This window comes from Thalassotalea agariperforans, from assembly GCF_053470345.1.
The window spans coordinates 25,444-39,623 of the sequence record NZ_JBQMWH010000002.1 but is presented as its reverse complement, the minus strand read 5'-3'; the positions used below and the strand labels follow the sequence as shown (position 1 = coordinate 39,623).

Here is a 14,180-nt window from a genome sequence, read left to right as displayed (position 1 = left end):
AGTGATCGCAGCTTGAATATTATCACTGCGTTGACACTGTTGAGGATAGTCAGTATAAAGGTATTAGTTTTTAGTGAGTATAAACTTGTTTTTTATACTCAGTTTTCTTACTTATATTCATGGAGTTTTAATGATTAATTTTGATGATAAACGCGGCTTCTACCGTATGCTTCTTAATAGCGAAGTTAAAATCACAATCATTGATGATGAGGTTAACAGCGATATTTTAGCGACTTGTCGAGATTTAAGTGCCACAGGAATGGCCATTGAAATGAGCCACCCAATAGAAATTGGTACGCCGGTGAAAATATATGTCGATTCAGCCAGCGGTAGTGTTCAAGCATTAGATGCCAAGGGCAAGATTGTTAGAGTTACCGAAGAAGGGCCTGAGTGTTATTTAGTGGGTGTTGAAATTTCTGAATTGGCTTAAAAACTAAGGTATTGCCAGTAATTAGCAATACCTTAGAAATATAGCAATATTAGCAATATTTACGTTGTTAGTGTTAGTTACGCGCAAGGCTTAACTAACCTGACAAACTAAACCTTTTAAATAATAACCTTCCGGATAATTCGATGAAATAGGGTGATCCGGTGCCTGTTGTAAGCGCTCAACAAAATAGGCATTTTTACCAGCATCAAGTGCAGCATCCGCCACCACTTTTTGAAATAAGCTTTGCTCTAATAATCCCGAACATGAAAAAGTCATTAATATACCGTTGTCATTTAACAGTTCCATGGCAATGCGGTTAATGTCTTTATAACCACGACAAGCTGAGTTTAATTGCGCTTTTGAATCAACAAATTTAGGCGGATCAAGAATGATCATATCAAACTTAGTGCCTTGTTCTTTATAGTGTCTTAATAATTTAAATACATCTTCTTTTAAAAAGGTCACTTTATCTTCAGGTAAATTATTTAGGGCTAAATTACGTTTAGCGATATCTAAGGCGGTTTGCGAAACATCAACATTGGTGACATGCTTCGCGCCATTGGCGACACAATGTAAAGCAAATGTGCCAGTATAAGAAAAACAATTCAGTACCGTTTTATCTTTAGCGTAAACACCTGCAGTTAAACGTGATACTCGTTGATCTAAATAAAAACCGGTTTTATGGCCTTGTTCAATATCAACATACATTTTTATACCATGTTCGTTGATCACACATTCAGTACTGGCTTGAGGATCCGTTAACCAGCCGGTCACTTTTTCTAAGCCTTCTTTTTTGCGGACATCAACATCTGAGCGTTCATAGATATGGCAGCTTGGATAAAGCTCTTTTAAACAATCAACAATGACATGACGATAAATATCTGCGCCAGCACTTAGTAGCTGACAAACAATAAAGTTATCGTAGCGGTCAATAGTAATACCGGGCAAGCCATCAGATTCACCGGCAATTAAGCGGTAACCGGTTAATTCACCTTGTTGAATGAAAAAATCACGGCGTTGCTGCGCTTGCGTTAATTTATCTAAAAAGAAGGTGCGGTCAATACGTTGTTCAGGAATAAAACTCCAAACACGAACACGAATTTGAGACTCAGGAGAATAGGCACCACAAGCCAGCCAGTTACCTTTATTATCATAAATGTCGACAGTGTCGCCTAAAATAGGTTTACCCTTGATACTTTTTATGGCTTTTGAAAAAACCCAAGGATGTTTGCGTAACAATGATTTTTCGCGACTTACATTTAAATAAATTTTTGCTGACATTTGCCTATACTTAACAATAGGATTAAAAAGTGAAGCGATTGTAAAGCAATTGCCCGTTTATACCAAGTTTACGGCCTACCAATAGCGTGTAAAAATTTGTATAGGAATAAACATTAAAAAGGGAGCTTTTATGAAAGTATGTAAAGTTGTGCATGTTAGTGGCAAGGTACAAGGGGTATTTTTTAGAGCATCAACCCAACAGCAAGCCATTGCATTGGGGCTCAGCGGTTATGCAAAAAACTTAATTGATGGCGATGTTCAGGTATTGGCTTGTGGTGAGGAAGAGCAGCTAGCGCAATTACTGACTTGGTTACACCAAGGCCCTTCAAATGCTAATGTGACTAGTGTTAAAGTAAAAGATGTAGCTTGGCAAGAACACACGTTTTTTGCCATAGCGTAAAACCATGTAATTATGTAACCCGAAATATATAACCCGAAATAAATAGAGCACAATGTGAAATATATCGCTGTTCAAGATCAGTCGTTGCTGTTTTCTGATACAAATACCCCTCAAATTACCGACCAACAATGTTTAATTAAAGTAAAAGCAATAGGCATTAACCGTGCTGATATTTTGCAAAAGCTTGGTAAGTACCCGCCACCTAAAGGAGAATCTCCTATTTTGGGCATTGAGGTTGCGGGTGAAATTGTTCGTTGTGGTCAACAAGTTCAAGATTGGCAGGTTGGCGACCGTGTTTTTAGTATTGTTGCTGGCGGTGGTTATGCGGAATATGTTGCTGTTAATGCTAATCACCTGATTAAAACGCCAGAAAATTATACCGATAGCGAAGCGGCGGCTTGTGCAGAAACGTTTTTAACGGCTTTTCAAAGTTTATTTTTTATTGCTAAGCTAACGTCAAAACATAAGTTATTAGTACATGCTGGCGCGAGTGGTGTTGGTAGCGCTGCCATTCAATTAGCTAAGGCGATTGGTTGTTATGTGGTTACTACAGTGGGTAGTAATGAAAAAAAAGCGAACTGTTTAAGCTTAGGTGCCGATGTGGCAATTAATTATCAGCAAGAAGATTTTGTTGCTTGGAGCAAAAAAAACTTATCCCATGGCTTTGATGTTATTTTAGATGTTGTTGCTGGCCCTTATGTAAATAAAAATATTGATGTCGCCGCACTTGACGCAAATATCATTATGTTATCCATATTAGGAGGCCGATATAGTGAAGGAATTGATGTGGCTAAAATGTTATTAAAACGCTTAGCGATTCAAGCATCAACACTTAGAAACCGAAGTGATTCTTATAAAACCGAGCTGATTAAAGCGTTTGTTGAGCAGTTTTACCCTTTATTGGCTGCTAAAAAAATTACACCGTTAATCGATCATGTTTATCCTTGGCAGCAAGTAGAAGATGCCCATCAACGTATGGAAAATAATGAAAATTCTGGAAAATTAGTGTTGATCGTGCCTAATTAAAACTACTGGTGGTGTGTTTAGGAATTGCTTGAAAAGAGGTTCGAGCAAGAAAATTTATCCATTAAATATTCATGTAACTTTAATTTTAATTTAGTAGTGCGTAGTTTAGATATATTGGTATAGTGAAGAGAGTATTAACTTAAAGGATTTATTAATGTTTGATTTTGGGAATAAAAAAGAGTTAATAGCAAAAGAATTAGAAAACTCTAAACAACAAGTTAATGAGCTTAGCGCTAATTTAGATGCCATTAATCGTTCGATGGCGGTTATTGAGTTCTCGCCTGATGGTAAAGTCATAACCGCCAATAATAATTTTTTATCGACAATGGGTTATGGCCTTGATGAAATAAAAAATAAACATCATCGCATGTTTTGTCCTGAACAATACGCGAATAGTTCGGAATATCAGGCATTTTGGCAAGAGCTAAATCAAGGCCAATTCTTAACAGGGCAGTTTGAACGATTAGCGAAAGGTAATAACGCAATTTGGCTTGAAGCAAGCTATAACCCTGTGTTTGATCAACATAATAACTTAGTTAAAATTATAAAATTTGCGGTAGATATCACAGACAGAGTCACCAAAAGCCAAGCACAAGCAAGTATGGTTAATGCAATTAACCGTTCAATGGCCATCATTGAATTTAGTTTAAATGGCGAAATTCTTACCGCTAATGATAATTTTTTAACCACTAGCCAATATCACTTAAATGAAATACAAGGTAAACATCATCAAATTTTTTGCGATCAAGACCTTGTTAATTCTTCCGAGTATTCGGCATTTTGGCGAGATTTAAACCAAGGCCAATATAAGTCTGGTCAATATAAGCGCCTTGATAAGCATGGTAACATTATTTGGTTAGAAGCCAGCTACAACCCTATTTTTGATGCAAACGGTAAGCAAATTAAAGTGATTAAATTTGCTACAGACATAACACGTAAAGTTGAACAGGCGAATGAAGCCAGAGATTTAGCATCAGAAACCTCTAGCCAAGCAGATCAGTCCGCACAAAAAGGTATGGATATTGTTGCAGAAACCGTAACCTTAATGACTAATTTGTCAAAGGATATTACGCTTGCCTCTGAAAGCTTATACGCGCTCAATACCCAAGGCGATAAAATTAATAATATTGTTAATACAATTAGCGGTATTGCCGATCAAACTAATTTATTAGCATTAAATGCTGCCATTGAAGCTGCTCGTGCTGGTGAGCAGGGCAGAGGTTTTGCTGTTGTTGCTGACGAAGTAAGACAATTAGCAGCGAGAACCAGTAGCTCAACAACGGAAATAGCGGACGTTGTCAAAAAAAATGTCGAGCTGTCTAATCAAGCAACTAAATCGATGGAGCAAAGTACAATTCAAATAGCCGATGGTGCCGTTTTGGTTGAAAAATTAAATAAAACAATTGCAGATATCAATGCCGGTGTTACTGCTATCGGTGAAGCGATTGAACGCTTAAACCAATAAATAATCTTTTAGGAAACGGCAATAATATAAAAACTGAACATTTATCATCTGTGCTTTGATAGATGATAAATGTTTTTATTCATACTTTATTTCAATTCCCCCCCTTTAAAAAAATCAGTTTATTCAGCCTAGCCAGAGTTAATTATTTTCATTCGTTATTTTTAAATCACCTCTATATCAAAAATACATTTTCTATTTTTATCGTTAACTAGTTAACCAATATGATCAAGCGGTTTCTTGTTGGGAAAAATATTTTTTAAGCCTAAATTTAACCTTGTAAAAAACAAATTATTTGCTTTTAGGTTAGTGACTGCACCAATTTATTAATTTTTATTTTTATAATTTCCAAGTTTATCAAAGGATTATATATATTTTTTATTTATTTTATTGGTAAGGCCGTTTTACGGCTTTACCGTAAGGCTGCTGGGTGGTATATTTATTGAGCATAAGAATTTTAATAATAATATCAGTACAGGGGAATGAATATGCCTATAAATAAAATCGAAAAAACAATACCTTGCTTTAAAAGAACTTTAATTAGTTCGATTGTTGCAATGAATATCATGGGAGTTAATGCTTATGCTGAAGAGGCTGCGCAAGAAACACTTGAGGTTATTGAAGTTACTGCAAGTTTTCGTGGTAATTTAGAATCAGCACTTAATGATAAAAAATCATCGTCAACCATTGGAGATAGTATTTCGGCTGACGATATTGGTTCATTACCTGCTCTTGATATGGGCGAAGCATTACAAGCAGTGCCGGGTGTTCAATTAAACCGTGAAGGTGGGCGCCGTGAATCAAGTGTTAACTTACGTGGATTACCATCAGGTTTTGTTTTAACCACAGCGAATGGGCAAACAATCGCAACACCAACTCGAAATGGCTCGGCATCTGCGTACGGTGCTGGTAACCCATTTGGTGCATATAATCCTGCTGTCTTTAGTGGCATTAAAGTCGTCAAGTCACAAACAGCCGAAATGCAAGAAGGTGGTATAGCCGGGACTGTCGATCAAGGTTTACGTGGTCCATTAGGTCGCAAAGATTCATTACAACTTAGTCTCGGTACTCGATATGAAGAACTATCGGACTCTTTTGACCCAGAAACGGTAATTTCTGGTTCTAAAACCTTAATTGAAGATGTATTAGCCGTTAACGGTACATTGGCTTATTCAGAGCAAACCTTCCGCCAAGATCTTATCAAAATTAATGCGTATGATACTATTTCTAGTGGTCATTTTGATCGCGGTACGGGCAATACTGGCACTTTTGCCGAGTGGAAAACAGCGAATGGCCTAGTTTCTGATGCAATTGTCAAAATGCCAGGTGAATATAGACAACAAAGTGAAACCAATACCGGTGATCGTTTTTCATTTTCGGGTGGTGTTGAGTATCGACCAACGGAAAACTTAAAATTAGGTTTTAATACCATTTATACTAAACGCGAATTAGACGGTAGCCGATTAGAACAACTTGAAATGCGTTTAGATCAAAGTACTGTCGGTATTACGCCATTAGAACAATACCCGCCAAGAGCAACAGGTGAAAAAGGCACCGGTGGTGAACCTGTTTATGTATTGTCAGGTGTTGATTTTAATAATGCTCGTTATTATTTTGATAACCGCCAAGATGCACAATTACAAGAATCAAAAGCCTTTTTATTTGATGCTCAATGGACATTAGATGACTGGACTCTAGACGGTGCATTAACGCTATCAGATGCGACTAACCAACGAAATGAGGTTTTACTTTCATCACGTATCGATAACTCAGGTGTGAATGGTAGAGTATTTACTGGTGAAGGTGATATAGGTAAATTTTTCTTTGATATGGAAAATGCCAATAGTGCGATGGATTTTGATAATGCCGTTTGGAGTCCAAAAAATGCGGTCGCTAATACGGCATTGGTAGGAGCTGACAATGGTTTATATATGATCATTACGGGTAACTACGAGCAAGTTGCTCATGAAAGTGATGCTATTGAATTTAATGCCGAGCGTGTTTTTGCTGATGGTATTTTAACGAGTGTTAAGTTTGGTTATCGCTATGCTGAACAATCTCAAGACTCTGATTATTCAAAAGGTTCTTCTGTTGGCGTAGATCCTACAGGCATTTTAACAAGTTCGGCTATTTCTGATCCTTCATATACGTCAGAAGAAACATTTTTTGGTGGTAAAGCACCTGGTTTTGTGACAGCAGCGGATGGTTGGAGAGCATTTGATTTCAACACCATTAACCAAGCCTTAGTTAATACTATTGATATTACTAATGTTGCTCCTTCTGGTGATGGTGAAAAACCGGTATTTACACCTATGGGCTATATTCAACGTGGTGGCAGACAAGCGGATGGTTATATTTTTTCATCGGCAATCAATACCCACGCTTTGTATGCTATGGCTAATTTTGAATATGAGTTAGGTGACACCATTGTTAACGGTAATGTTGGTGGTCGTTATATTCAATCTGAAACTGAATCTAGAGCACCGCTTGCAGGTCAAGGTGATATTAATAATTTAGATGAAGGTGTTTTCCCTGATGATTATAATCACTTTTTACCAAGTGCTAATGTTGCATTAAACTTAGATGAAGACGGCGATTTAATGTTGCGTTTTGCTTACAATAAGTCATTAGTTCGTCCTGATTTACGAGCCGCATCACCAACCGCACAATTTAAATACATTCCAGGTTTAGCTGAAGTTCAATTACCGGGTGTTGGTATTAAACCCTTTGAAGCTGATTCATTTGACCTTTCACTTGAATGGTATAACCGTGAAGGTAGTGCAATTACTGTGGCATTATTCCAAAAAGAAATTGAAAATCTTTTTGATAGTGTTGGTATCTGTGATAGCTCTGCGTTAGAAGGAACGGGTGTTAATTTAGGTAAATTAACTGAGCAAACCGACGGTACTTGTATTACTGACGGAAATGACAACTTATCTGATGATACGTTATTAGTTTCTGGTGATGAAGTAAGAATGAGCGGTATTAAAAATGTTACCGATACGATCACTGTTGATGGTTTAGAAATTTCAGTTCAGCAAAATTTAGATTTTTTACCATATCCATGGAATGGTTTAGGTGGCGTGCTTAACTACTCTAAAACTAATCAAGATGAAAATGATGAAACCCGTGTTCCAGGTATTTCAGATGAAACTTATAATGCTATTGCTTATTATGAGCAAGAAAATTATGGTGTGCGAATCGCCTATAACTACCGTACCGATTACGATTTAAGAACAACGGGGACAGCAAATGGTTCTGGTGATCGTTCAGTTAAAGGTGGTGGTCGTTTAGATGCTTCTTTCTACTATAATATTTCTGAAGATCTTAAGTTCAGTTTTAAAGCTTATAACTTAACTGATGAACTTTATGAAGAGTTTCAAAGTAATGAATGGCAACCTAGAACAACCAAGTTTGCAGGTAAAGTTTATTCAGCATCAATTAAATATACTTTTATGTAAAAAATATTTAATTTAAATATTAGCCTCTGCAATGAAGATTGTAGAGGCTTTTTTATTTCTTGAAATTAATGCTTTTCATTGTTGCGGTTAAGTACTAATTAACTAGACGATCGTTTAATTAGAGTATAGCGAGGGAGGTAAGGGGGAACGGAGTGTTAAGGTGGATTAAAATTTTTTAGTTGTAGTTAAACAAACAATGAAACAATATTAAAAAGAAAAGGGCATATCAATATGATGATATGCCCTTTAGTCAGAGAGGGTTAGTTAAAGCTGTAACGAACGCCTAAACCATAACGAGGTCCGTATTGACGAGCGAATAAAAACTGCTCTTCGTAACGACCAAAGCCTTGTTCGGTTTCGTTGTTTAAGTTAATGCCTTCAAAGAAAACAGTGATGCGTTCATCAATGTCATAATTAACACTCATATCCCATTGGCCAAACTCTTTACCAAATTGCGGTGGGTTATCTGAAGAACCTTGGCTTTGTCCAACACCAATTAGGTATTCATCACGCCATGCATAGGTAACTTTCACTGATAAGCCATCTTTTTCATAAAATGCTTGCAAGTTAGCTGAATCACTTAAGCCGGTTAGTGGTGTTTGGTTTTCAAGGCTATCAACATCAAAAGTAACATCACCATCAACTACCGTAGCATTAATACCAAAACCAAAACCGGTTTCACCGATCAGATGTTGCAGGGCAATTTCAAAACCATCAACCGTTTTGATATCTGAAGCATTAAATGGTCTAGTGATATCCCATTCAATTAATGGATCGCCAGCTTCAGGTACTAAAAAGCCCGAATCGTTTAGTGCTGAACCATTGGCAATAATTTGAGCGAAAATTTCATCATTAGTGGCCGATCCTCCAAGATCTGCTTCTGCTTGCAACCAACGAGGGCCTAGATAGATATCTTGCAACTCAATACCGCTTGGCGCAGTTGTTTGATAAATTTCGGTGCCAATAAAGTTTTTAACATCTTTCTTAAAATAACCAACAGAAGCATAACTACCTTCCCCATAATAATATTCAAGACTCAAATCCAAGTTAGTTGATTCATAAGGTTGAAGATTAGTATTACCTTCTGAGCCATTACGAGAACCAACCTTAGGGCTGCCAGATAACGATAGAGCGCCGGCTAAGTTACCTAAAGGAGCACGAGCTATGGTTTTACCCCATGAGATACGACCAACAAGATCGTCGGTAATATCCAGACGTAAATCAAGCATTGGCAACAAGACATCATGTTCACCTGTCACTGTTAAAATGCTGTTATCTCCAGTTGCATATTGGGTAAGAAATTCACTGCCACCTTTCCACCAAACGGCAGTAGGAACAGGTTGAGCAACTTTACTGGTAACATCAGTTTCTTCATAACGAACACCGGCATTAACTTGCAAAGAAACGTTTGAAAACTCAAATTCCCATGCCGTGTTTAAATAAACACTCGTGGTGTCTTCTTGCACAGCACCTGAACTAAAACTGCCTATACCATCATCACCACGATATGCGCTAGTGGAGAAAGAATCAGTGCCTCCCAATTCTTCGTTAGTTAAAAATGCCTCAGAACGTGTTACAACCTCATCAAAATCGAAGGTGTAATAATAATGAGGTGAAAGATCACTACCGCCACCGTCAAAAGCATCTAGAAAACCAGCAGTACTATTGCGGGTAAACATATTGTCTGGGAATAATTCTGTATATGATGGGCTAAATAAGAAACCACCAATTAAACCACTCCATGCATTTGAACCACTCATTGTTTGCTCGGTACGGCCAAGGCCAAATTTTACATCAACTAAACCAATGTCATACGTGTAGTTTTCCCATACTGCATCAAGTTGTAATTGCTCAATTTCTGATTTACCTTTGCCATGAAGAAATTGACTGAAGTGTGAATCTATTTCACCTGGTGCCAGTTCATTGGTACCGTTCTTCCAAAAAATTTCACCGTGTGGAATTTCGCCAGTGCGATAGTCATAAGTTTTGGTTACTAGCTGATCAGAACCTAAAGTTAATGCCCCTGTACCGCCTAAGCCCTTATCTTTACCATTATCTGTTTCGCTGCTTGAATCATGATAATCAAGTGTTAAAAACAAAGATTCACTTGCTTGCCATTCAACATTTAAACCGATAGATTTTGAGTCAACCTCAGTGGTATCACGGTTGGCACTAAAAGAGCCGTCGTTGCCAGCAAGATCAGCGTAAAGTACGGTGCCATTGGCATCAATTTCATATCCATTGATATTACCGCCATAATCATGCCATTGCCCCCAGCCGATACTATTAGAGCCAGTAACTGAATTAGATGCAGTGTAATCTAAACCAATAATTACCTCTTCAATTGGAGCATATTGAAAGATCACATAACCATTCGTTCTTTCACGTTGTACATCATTAAAGCTGTAATTTAGATTACGAGGGAAGAAAATATTACCAATACGTTCACCTTCATCATCTAGTGGACGAGGATCAATAACATTGGCAGGGGCTAAATCGCTGGGTACACCCACATTCGCTTGCCAACCAGCAACGGTAGCACTTTGCTGTTGGAAATCACGACGATGGCTATTAACCGCGAAAGCAACGCCAAATGAATCATCTGCAAAAGTATTTGAATACAAGGCAGAAAGTTCAGGAGTAACGTCATCGCCAGCTACATTCGAAGTGTCATTGATCGCTTTAGCTGACACTGATAATTTTTCACCAGGACTTTGTAAGGGTTTAGTGGTCACAATATTTACTGTTGCGCCTAAACCTCCCGTTGGGTTTTCAGCACGTGCCGTTTTATAAACTTCAAGGGCAGAAACACCATCTGAAGCTAAGTTTTCAAACTTAAATGAGCGACTATTACCGGTACCAGGCATTTGACGACCATTTAAGGTTACCAAGTTAAAGTCTGGACCAAAACCACGTACGGTAATTTCACTACCTTCACCATTTGAACGACTAACGCTGACACCGGTAATTCGTTGCAATGATTCAGCTAAGTTAGTGTCAGGGAATTTCCCCATTTCTTCTGCAGAAATAGCATCGACAACACCAGACATATCACGCTTAACATTCATTGAACGCATTAAGCTACCACGAATACCTGTCACCTCAATCACTTCTGTCTTATTTTCTACTGCTGCTTCTTCTGAAAATGCTATTGGAGAATACGCGGCGCCAACAAGCATAGCTATTGATGCGGCGATTTTTGTGTGTTTAAAATTTGTTGAGTTCATAACATACCTACGATTTATATTTTGTTATTGCGGTATTACGTGTCGAAAATACCGCTGGAAAATGAGCACTATTTGACTCAGTACATTGGGTTAATCAGTTATTTGTTCACGAAACGAATATTGTCGAACTTAACTGTCATAACTCCTGTAGGGTCCATAACAAATGGGTTAACGATATTGGTATTATCAGCAAACTGACCAGGTGCATAAGCATTTTCATCAGCTAATAACGTTTGCAGGTTTAATCGAACTTCTTGCCACTCACCCATTAATGAGGTATCAACCACCACATCACTTACCGCAGGCCAGCCACTGTCGAGCTTAATTAATAATTCAACGCCACCATCAGCGCTTACTACGAACATATCAAACACTAATTCGCTGTTAGGGCCATAGCCACTAATGTCAAATGGTGCCGCTGACGAGTTCAAGTACCAGTTACCATTGGCACCTGTTTTTACAATTTCAATAATATTGCCGCGACCATCTTCGGCAACTTCTGTCGCTGTAATTGCGCCATCAGGGTTATAGCTATCAAAAACGATATCACCTGTTGTGGCATCATCATATAACGGCACTTCTACCGAAGGAGCTGGTTCTTCAAAACGAATATTGTCGAACTTAACTGTCATTACGCCGGTAGGGTCCATAACAAATGGATTAACGATATTGGTATTATCAGCAAATTGACCAGGCGCATAAGCATTTTCATCAGCTAATAGCGTTTGCAGGTTTAATCGAACTTCTTGCCACTCACCCATTAATGAGGTATCAACTACCACATCGCTTACCGAAGGCCAGCCACTGTCTAGCTTAATTAATAACTCAACACCACCATCAGCACTTACCACGAACATATCAAATACCAATTCGGCATCACTGTTAAAACCACTAATATCAAATGGTGAAGCTGACGAGTTCAAGTACCAGTTACCATTGGCACCTGTTTTTACAATTTCAATAATATTGCCGCGACCATCTTCAGCTACTTCTGTCGCTGTAATAGCGCCATCAGGGTTATAGCTATCAAAAACGATATCACCTGTTGCGGCATCATCATATAATGTGACGGTTTGACCGCCGCCACCGGATTCAATGCGAATATTATCAAACTGAGCACTCATTATGCCGGTAGGATCTAGTACGAAAGGGTTAACAATAGATGTAGCATCAGCAAATTGGCCTGGTGAAAACGCGTTTTCGTCAGCCAATAAAGCTTGGATGTTTATTCTAACTTCTGTCCAAACACCAATAGGGGTTGGAGCAATAGCAACATCACTTACCGAAGGCCAGCCACTGTCTAACTTAACTAATAATTCAACACCACCATCTACGCTTAACACATTCATATCGAATATAAGTTCAGCTTCAGGGCCATGGGCTGATAAGTCATAAGGAACAGTTGATTGAAAATAGAAATTGCCATTAGGGCCAGATTTATCAACTTGTAGCACCATGCCTCGACCATCTATAGCGACTTCATTGTAACTGATGACGCCATCAGGGTTATAGCTATTGAAGATCAAATTATTGTCAAGTTCATCTTCGTAAAAAGATATAACCGCAGGCACGCCAGTTGAAGGAGGAACAGGGATAGGTGCTTCACCGGTAACTAAAGTATCTTCATCTAAATAACCTGAACGAATGGTTTCACAGCCGGAACCGTCATTTGTTTCTGCGTCACATTGGTAAACGCGAACATAATCAACTTCCATGGTTTGGCCATCGGCAAATGCTGCTGCGTCAACACCCAAGTTATTAACGTTTTCAGGCCAGTCACCACCGACCGCAAAATTTAGTAAAAGGTGGAAGTCTTGATCAAAAGGAGCAGCACTCCAATAATCAGTTAATTCGCCTGTTATTGCATCATAATAATTTGCAAACCAACCTCGATGGTTTAAAGCGATAGCATCACCATTTGAGTTGTACTTTACCTCAGATTGTTTTTGCGTTGCATAAAGGTAATTATCCACATACCAACGAATTTCACCTTTTTGCCATTCTACGGCATAGACTTTGAAATCATCTGCTGGGTTTACACCATCTGCAAATGAAAATTCTTTACCAGAATGAGCATTATTTGGCCATGATTCACCATAATGCAAAGTACCATAGATACTACTTTCAACATTACCTTCACCGTCTACAGCTTTTAAGTTAACGGTTTCGACAATATCGATTTCACCTGAATGTGGCCAGCCACCGTAAACGTTATCGGTAGGTAACATCCAAAAGGCAGGCCATGCACCTTGGCCTGATGGCATTTTAATACGCGCTTCAAAACGGCCATAGGTCCAGTCGCCTTTACCTTTTGTACGTAAACGTGCAGAGTTATAAGGTTTATCGGCTCCTTCTACTGGCGTTGCAACTATTTTTAATGTGCCATCACTGACATAAGAGTTTTCCGCTGCATCGGTATAACATTGTTTTTCGTTATTGCCGCCGCCGTCACAATTTACTTCGTGTTCCCATTTATTTGAATTGATTGAGGTACCATCAAATTCATCATTCCATACCATTTTCCAATTGCTGGCAGGTAATGTTGGGTCAACAACATCATGTTTAGTATTGGTTTCAACACCGCCACCACAACCGGCTAATATAGCGGTTGTGATGATACCTGCAGAAATTGAAAGTTTTCGCGTTTTTAATTTCGCGTTATTTATAATTGTCATTTCTCTCTCCCGTTTAAATAATCACAACGCATCTTAATCACAATATTGTTTAGCAACTGGTATTTTGCTTTTTGTGTTTAATGTGATGGTTATGTCTTAGTGTAGGAATAGCACAACAAAAAATGCGCTGTGATAGAAATGCGTTAAAGTGGTTTTTCAGTGAGATAAAGCGGACAAATTGTCATTAAAATGAAATTTTTGTTGATATTTACCATTAG

At 38.3% G+C, this 14,180-nt stretch carries 8 protein-coding genes; 5 read left to right on the top strand and 3 right to left on the bottom strand.

Annotation, left to right across the window (positions count from 1 at the left end):
- Window positions 1-130 precede the first annotated feature (130 nt).
- Window positions 131-430 carry a PilZ domain-containing protein gene (locus ACSLUO_RS03370; protein ID WP_448246215.1) on the top strand — a complete coding sequence of 100 codons (300 nt, stop codon included), beginning with the start codon at window positions 131-133 and terminating at the stop codon, window positions 428-430.
- 90 nt (window positions 431-520) lie between these two features.
- Here the strand turns inward: ACSLUO_RS03370 and ACSLUO_RS03365 are convergent, their stop codons facing one another.
- Entirely contained in the window at window positions 521-1,711 is a 1,191-nt protein-coding gene (locus tag ACSLUO_RS03365) for a class I SAM-dependent methyltransferase (RefSeq protein WP_448246213.1), read from the bottom strand.
- A 130-nt stretch (window positions 1,712-1,841) separates the two neighbouring features.
- Here ACSLUO_RS03365 and ACSLUO_RS03360 point away from each other — a divergent pair, with 130 nt between their 5' ends.
- From ACSLUO_RS03360 to ACSLUO_RS03345, 4 genes are all read left to right on the top strand, one after another.
- Entirely contained in the window at window positions 1,842-2,111 is a 270-nt protein-coding gene (locus ACSLUO_RS03360) for an acylphosphatase (protein WP_448246212.1), read from the top strand.
- A gap of 54 nt (window positions 2,112-2,165) precedes the next feature.
- Window positions 2,166-3,137 carry an NAD(P)H-quinone oxidoreductase gene (locus ACSLUO_RS03355; protein WP_448246210.1) on the top strand — a complete coding sequence of 324 codons (972 nt, stop codon included), beginning with the start codon at window positions 2,166-2,168 and terminating at the stop codon, window positions 3,135-3,137.
- 154 nt (window positions 3,138-3,291) lie between these two features.
- The gene (locus ACSLUO_RS03350) at window positions 3,292-4,602 is read left to right on the top strand and encodes a methyl-accepting chemotaxis protein (protein WP_448246209.1); all 1,311 of its coding nucleotides are present in this window, start codon (window positions 3,292-3,294) and stop codon (window positions 4,600-4,602) included.
- 485 nt (window positions 4,603-5,087) lie between these two features.
- Window positions 5,088-8,060 carry a TonB-dependent receptor gene (locus tag ACSLUO_RS03345; RefSeq protein WP_448246207.1) on the top strand — a complete coding sequence of 991 codons (2,973 nt, stop codon included), beginning with the start codon at window positions 5,088-5,090 and terminating at the stop codon, window positions 8,058-8,060.
- A gap of 260 nt (window positions 8,061-8,320) precedes the next feature.
- Here ACSLUO_RS03345 and ACSLUO_RS03340 read toward each other — a convergent pair whose 3' ends face one another.
- Entirely contained in the window at window positions 8,321-11,287 is a 2,967-nt protein-coding gene (locus ACSLUO_RS03340) for a TonB-dependent receptor (RefSeq protein WP_448246205.1), read from the bottom strand.
- 98 nt (window positions 11,288-11,385) lie between these two features.
- The gene (locus ACSLUO_RS03335; protein WP_448246203.1) at window positions 11,386-13,962 is read right to left on the bottom strand and encodes a family 16 glycosylhydrolase; all 2,577 of its coding nucleotides are present in this window, start codon (window positions 13,960-13,962) and stop codon (window positions 11,386-11,388) included.
- Window positions 13,963-14,180 lie beyond the last annotated feature (218 nt).

Bases quoted from the DNA above. Each gene is read 5' to 3' on its own strand.
- ACSLUO_RS03335 (WP_448246203.1), bottom strand. From the start codon at position 13,962: ATGACAATTATAAATAACGCGAAATTAAAAACGCGAAAACTTTCAATT.
- ACSLUO_RS03340 (WP_448246205.1), bottom strand. From the start codon at position 11,287: ATGAACTCAACAAATTTTAAACACACAAAAATCGCCGCATCAATAGCT.
- ACSLUO_RS03365 (WP_448246213.1), bottom strand. From the start codon at position 1,711: ATGTCAGCAAAAATTTATTTAAATGTAAGTCGCGAAAAATCATTGTTA.
- ACSLUO_RS03350 (WP_448246209.1), top strand. From the start codon at position 3,292: ATGTTTGATTTTGGGAATAAAAAAGAGTTAATAGCAAAAGAATTAGAA.
- ACSLUO_RS03370 (WP_448246215.1), top strand. From the start codon at position 131: ATGATTAATTTTGATGATAAACGCGGCTTCTACCGTATGCTTCTTAAT.
- ACSLUO_RS03345 (WP_448246207.1), top strand. From the start codon at position 5,088: ATGCCTATAAATAAAATCGAAAAAACAATACCTTGCTTTAAAAGAACT.
- ACSLUO_RS03360 (WP_448246212.1), top strand. From the start codon at position 1,842: ATGAAAGTATGTAAAGTTGTGCATGTTAGTGGCAAGGTACAAGGGGTA.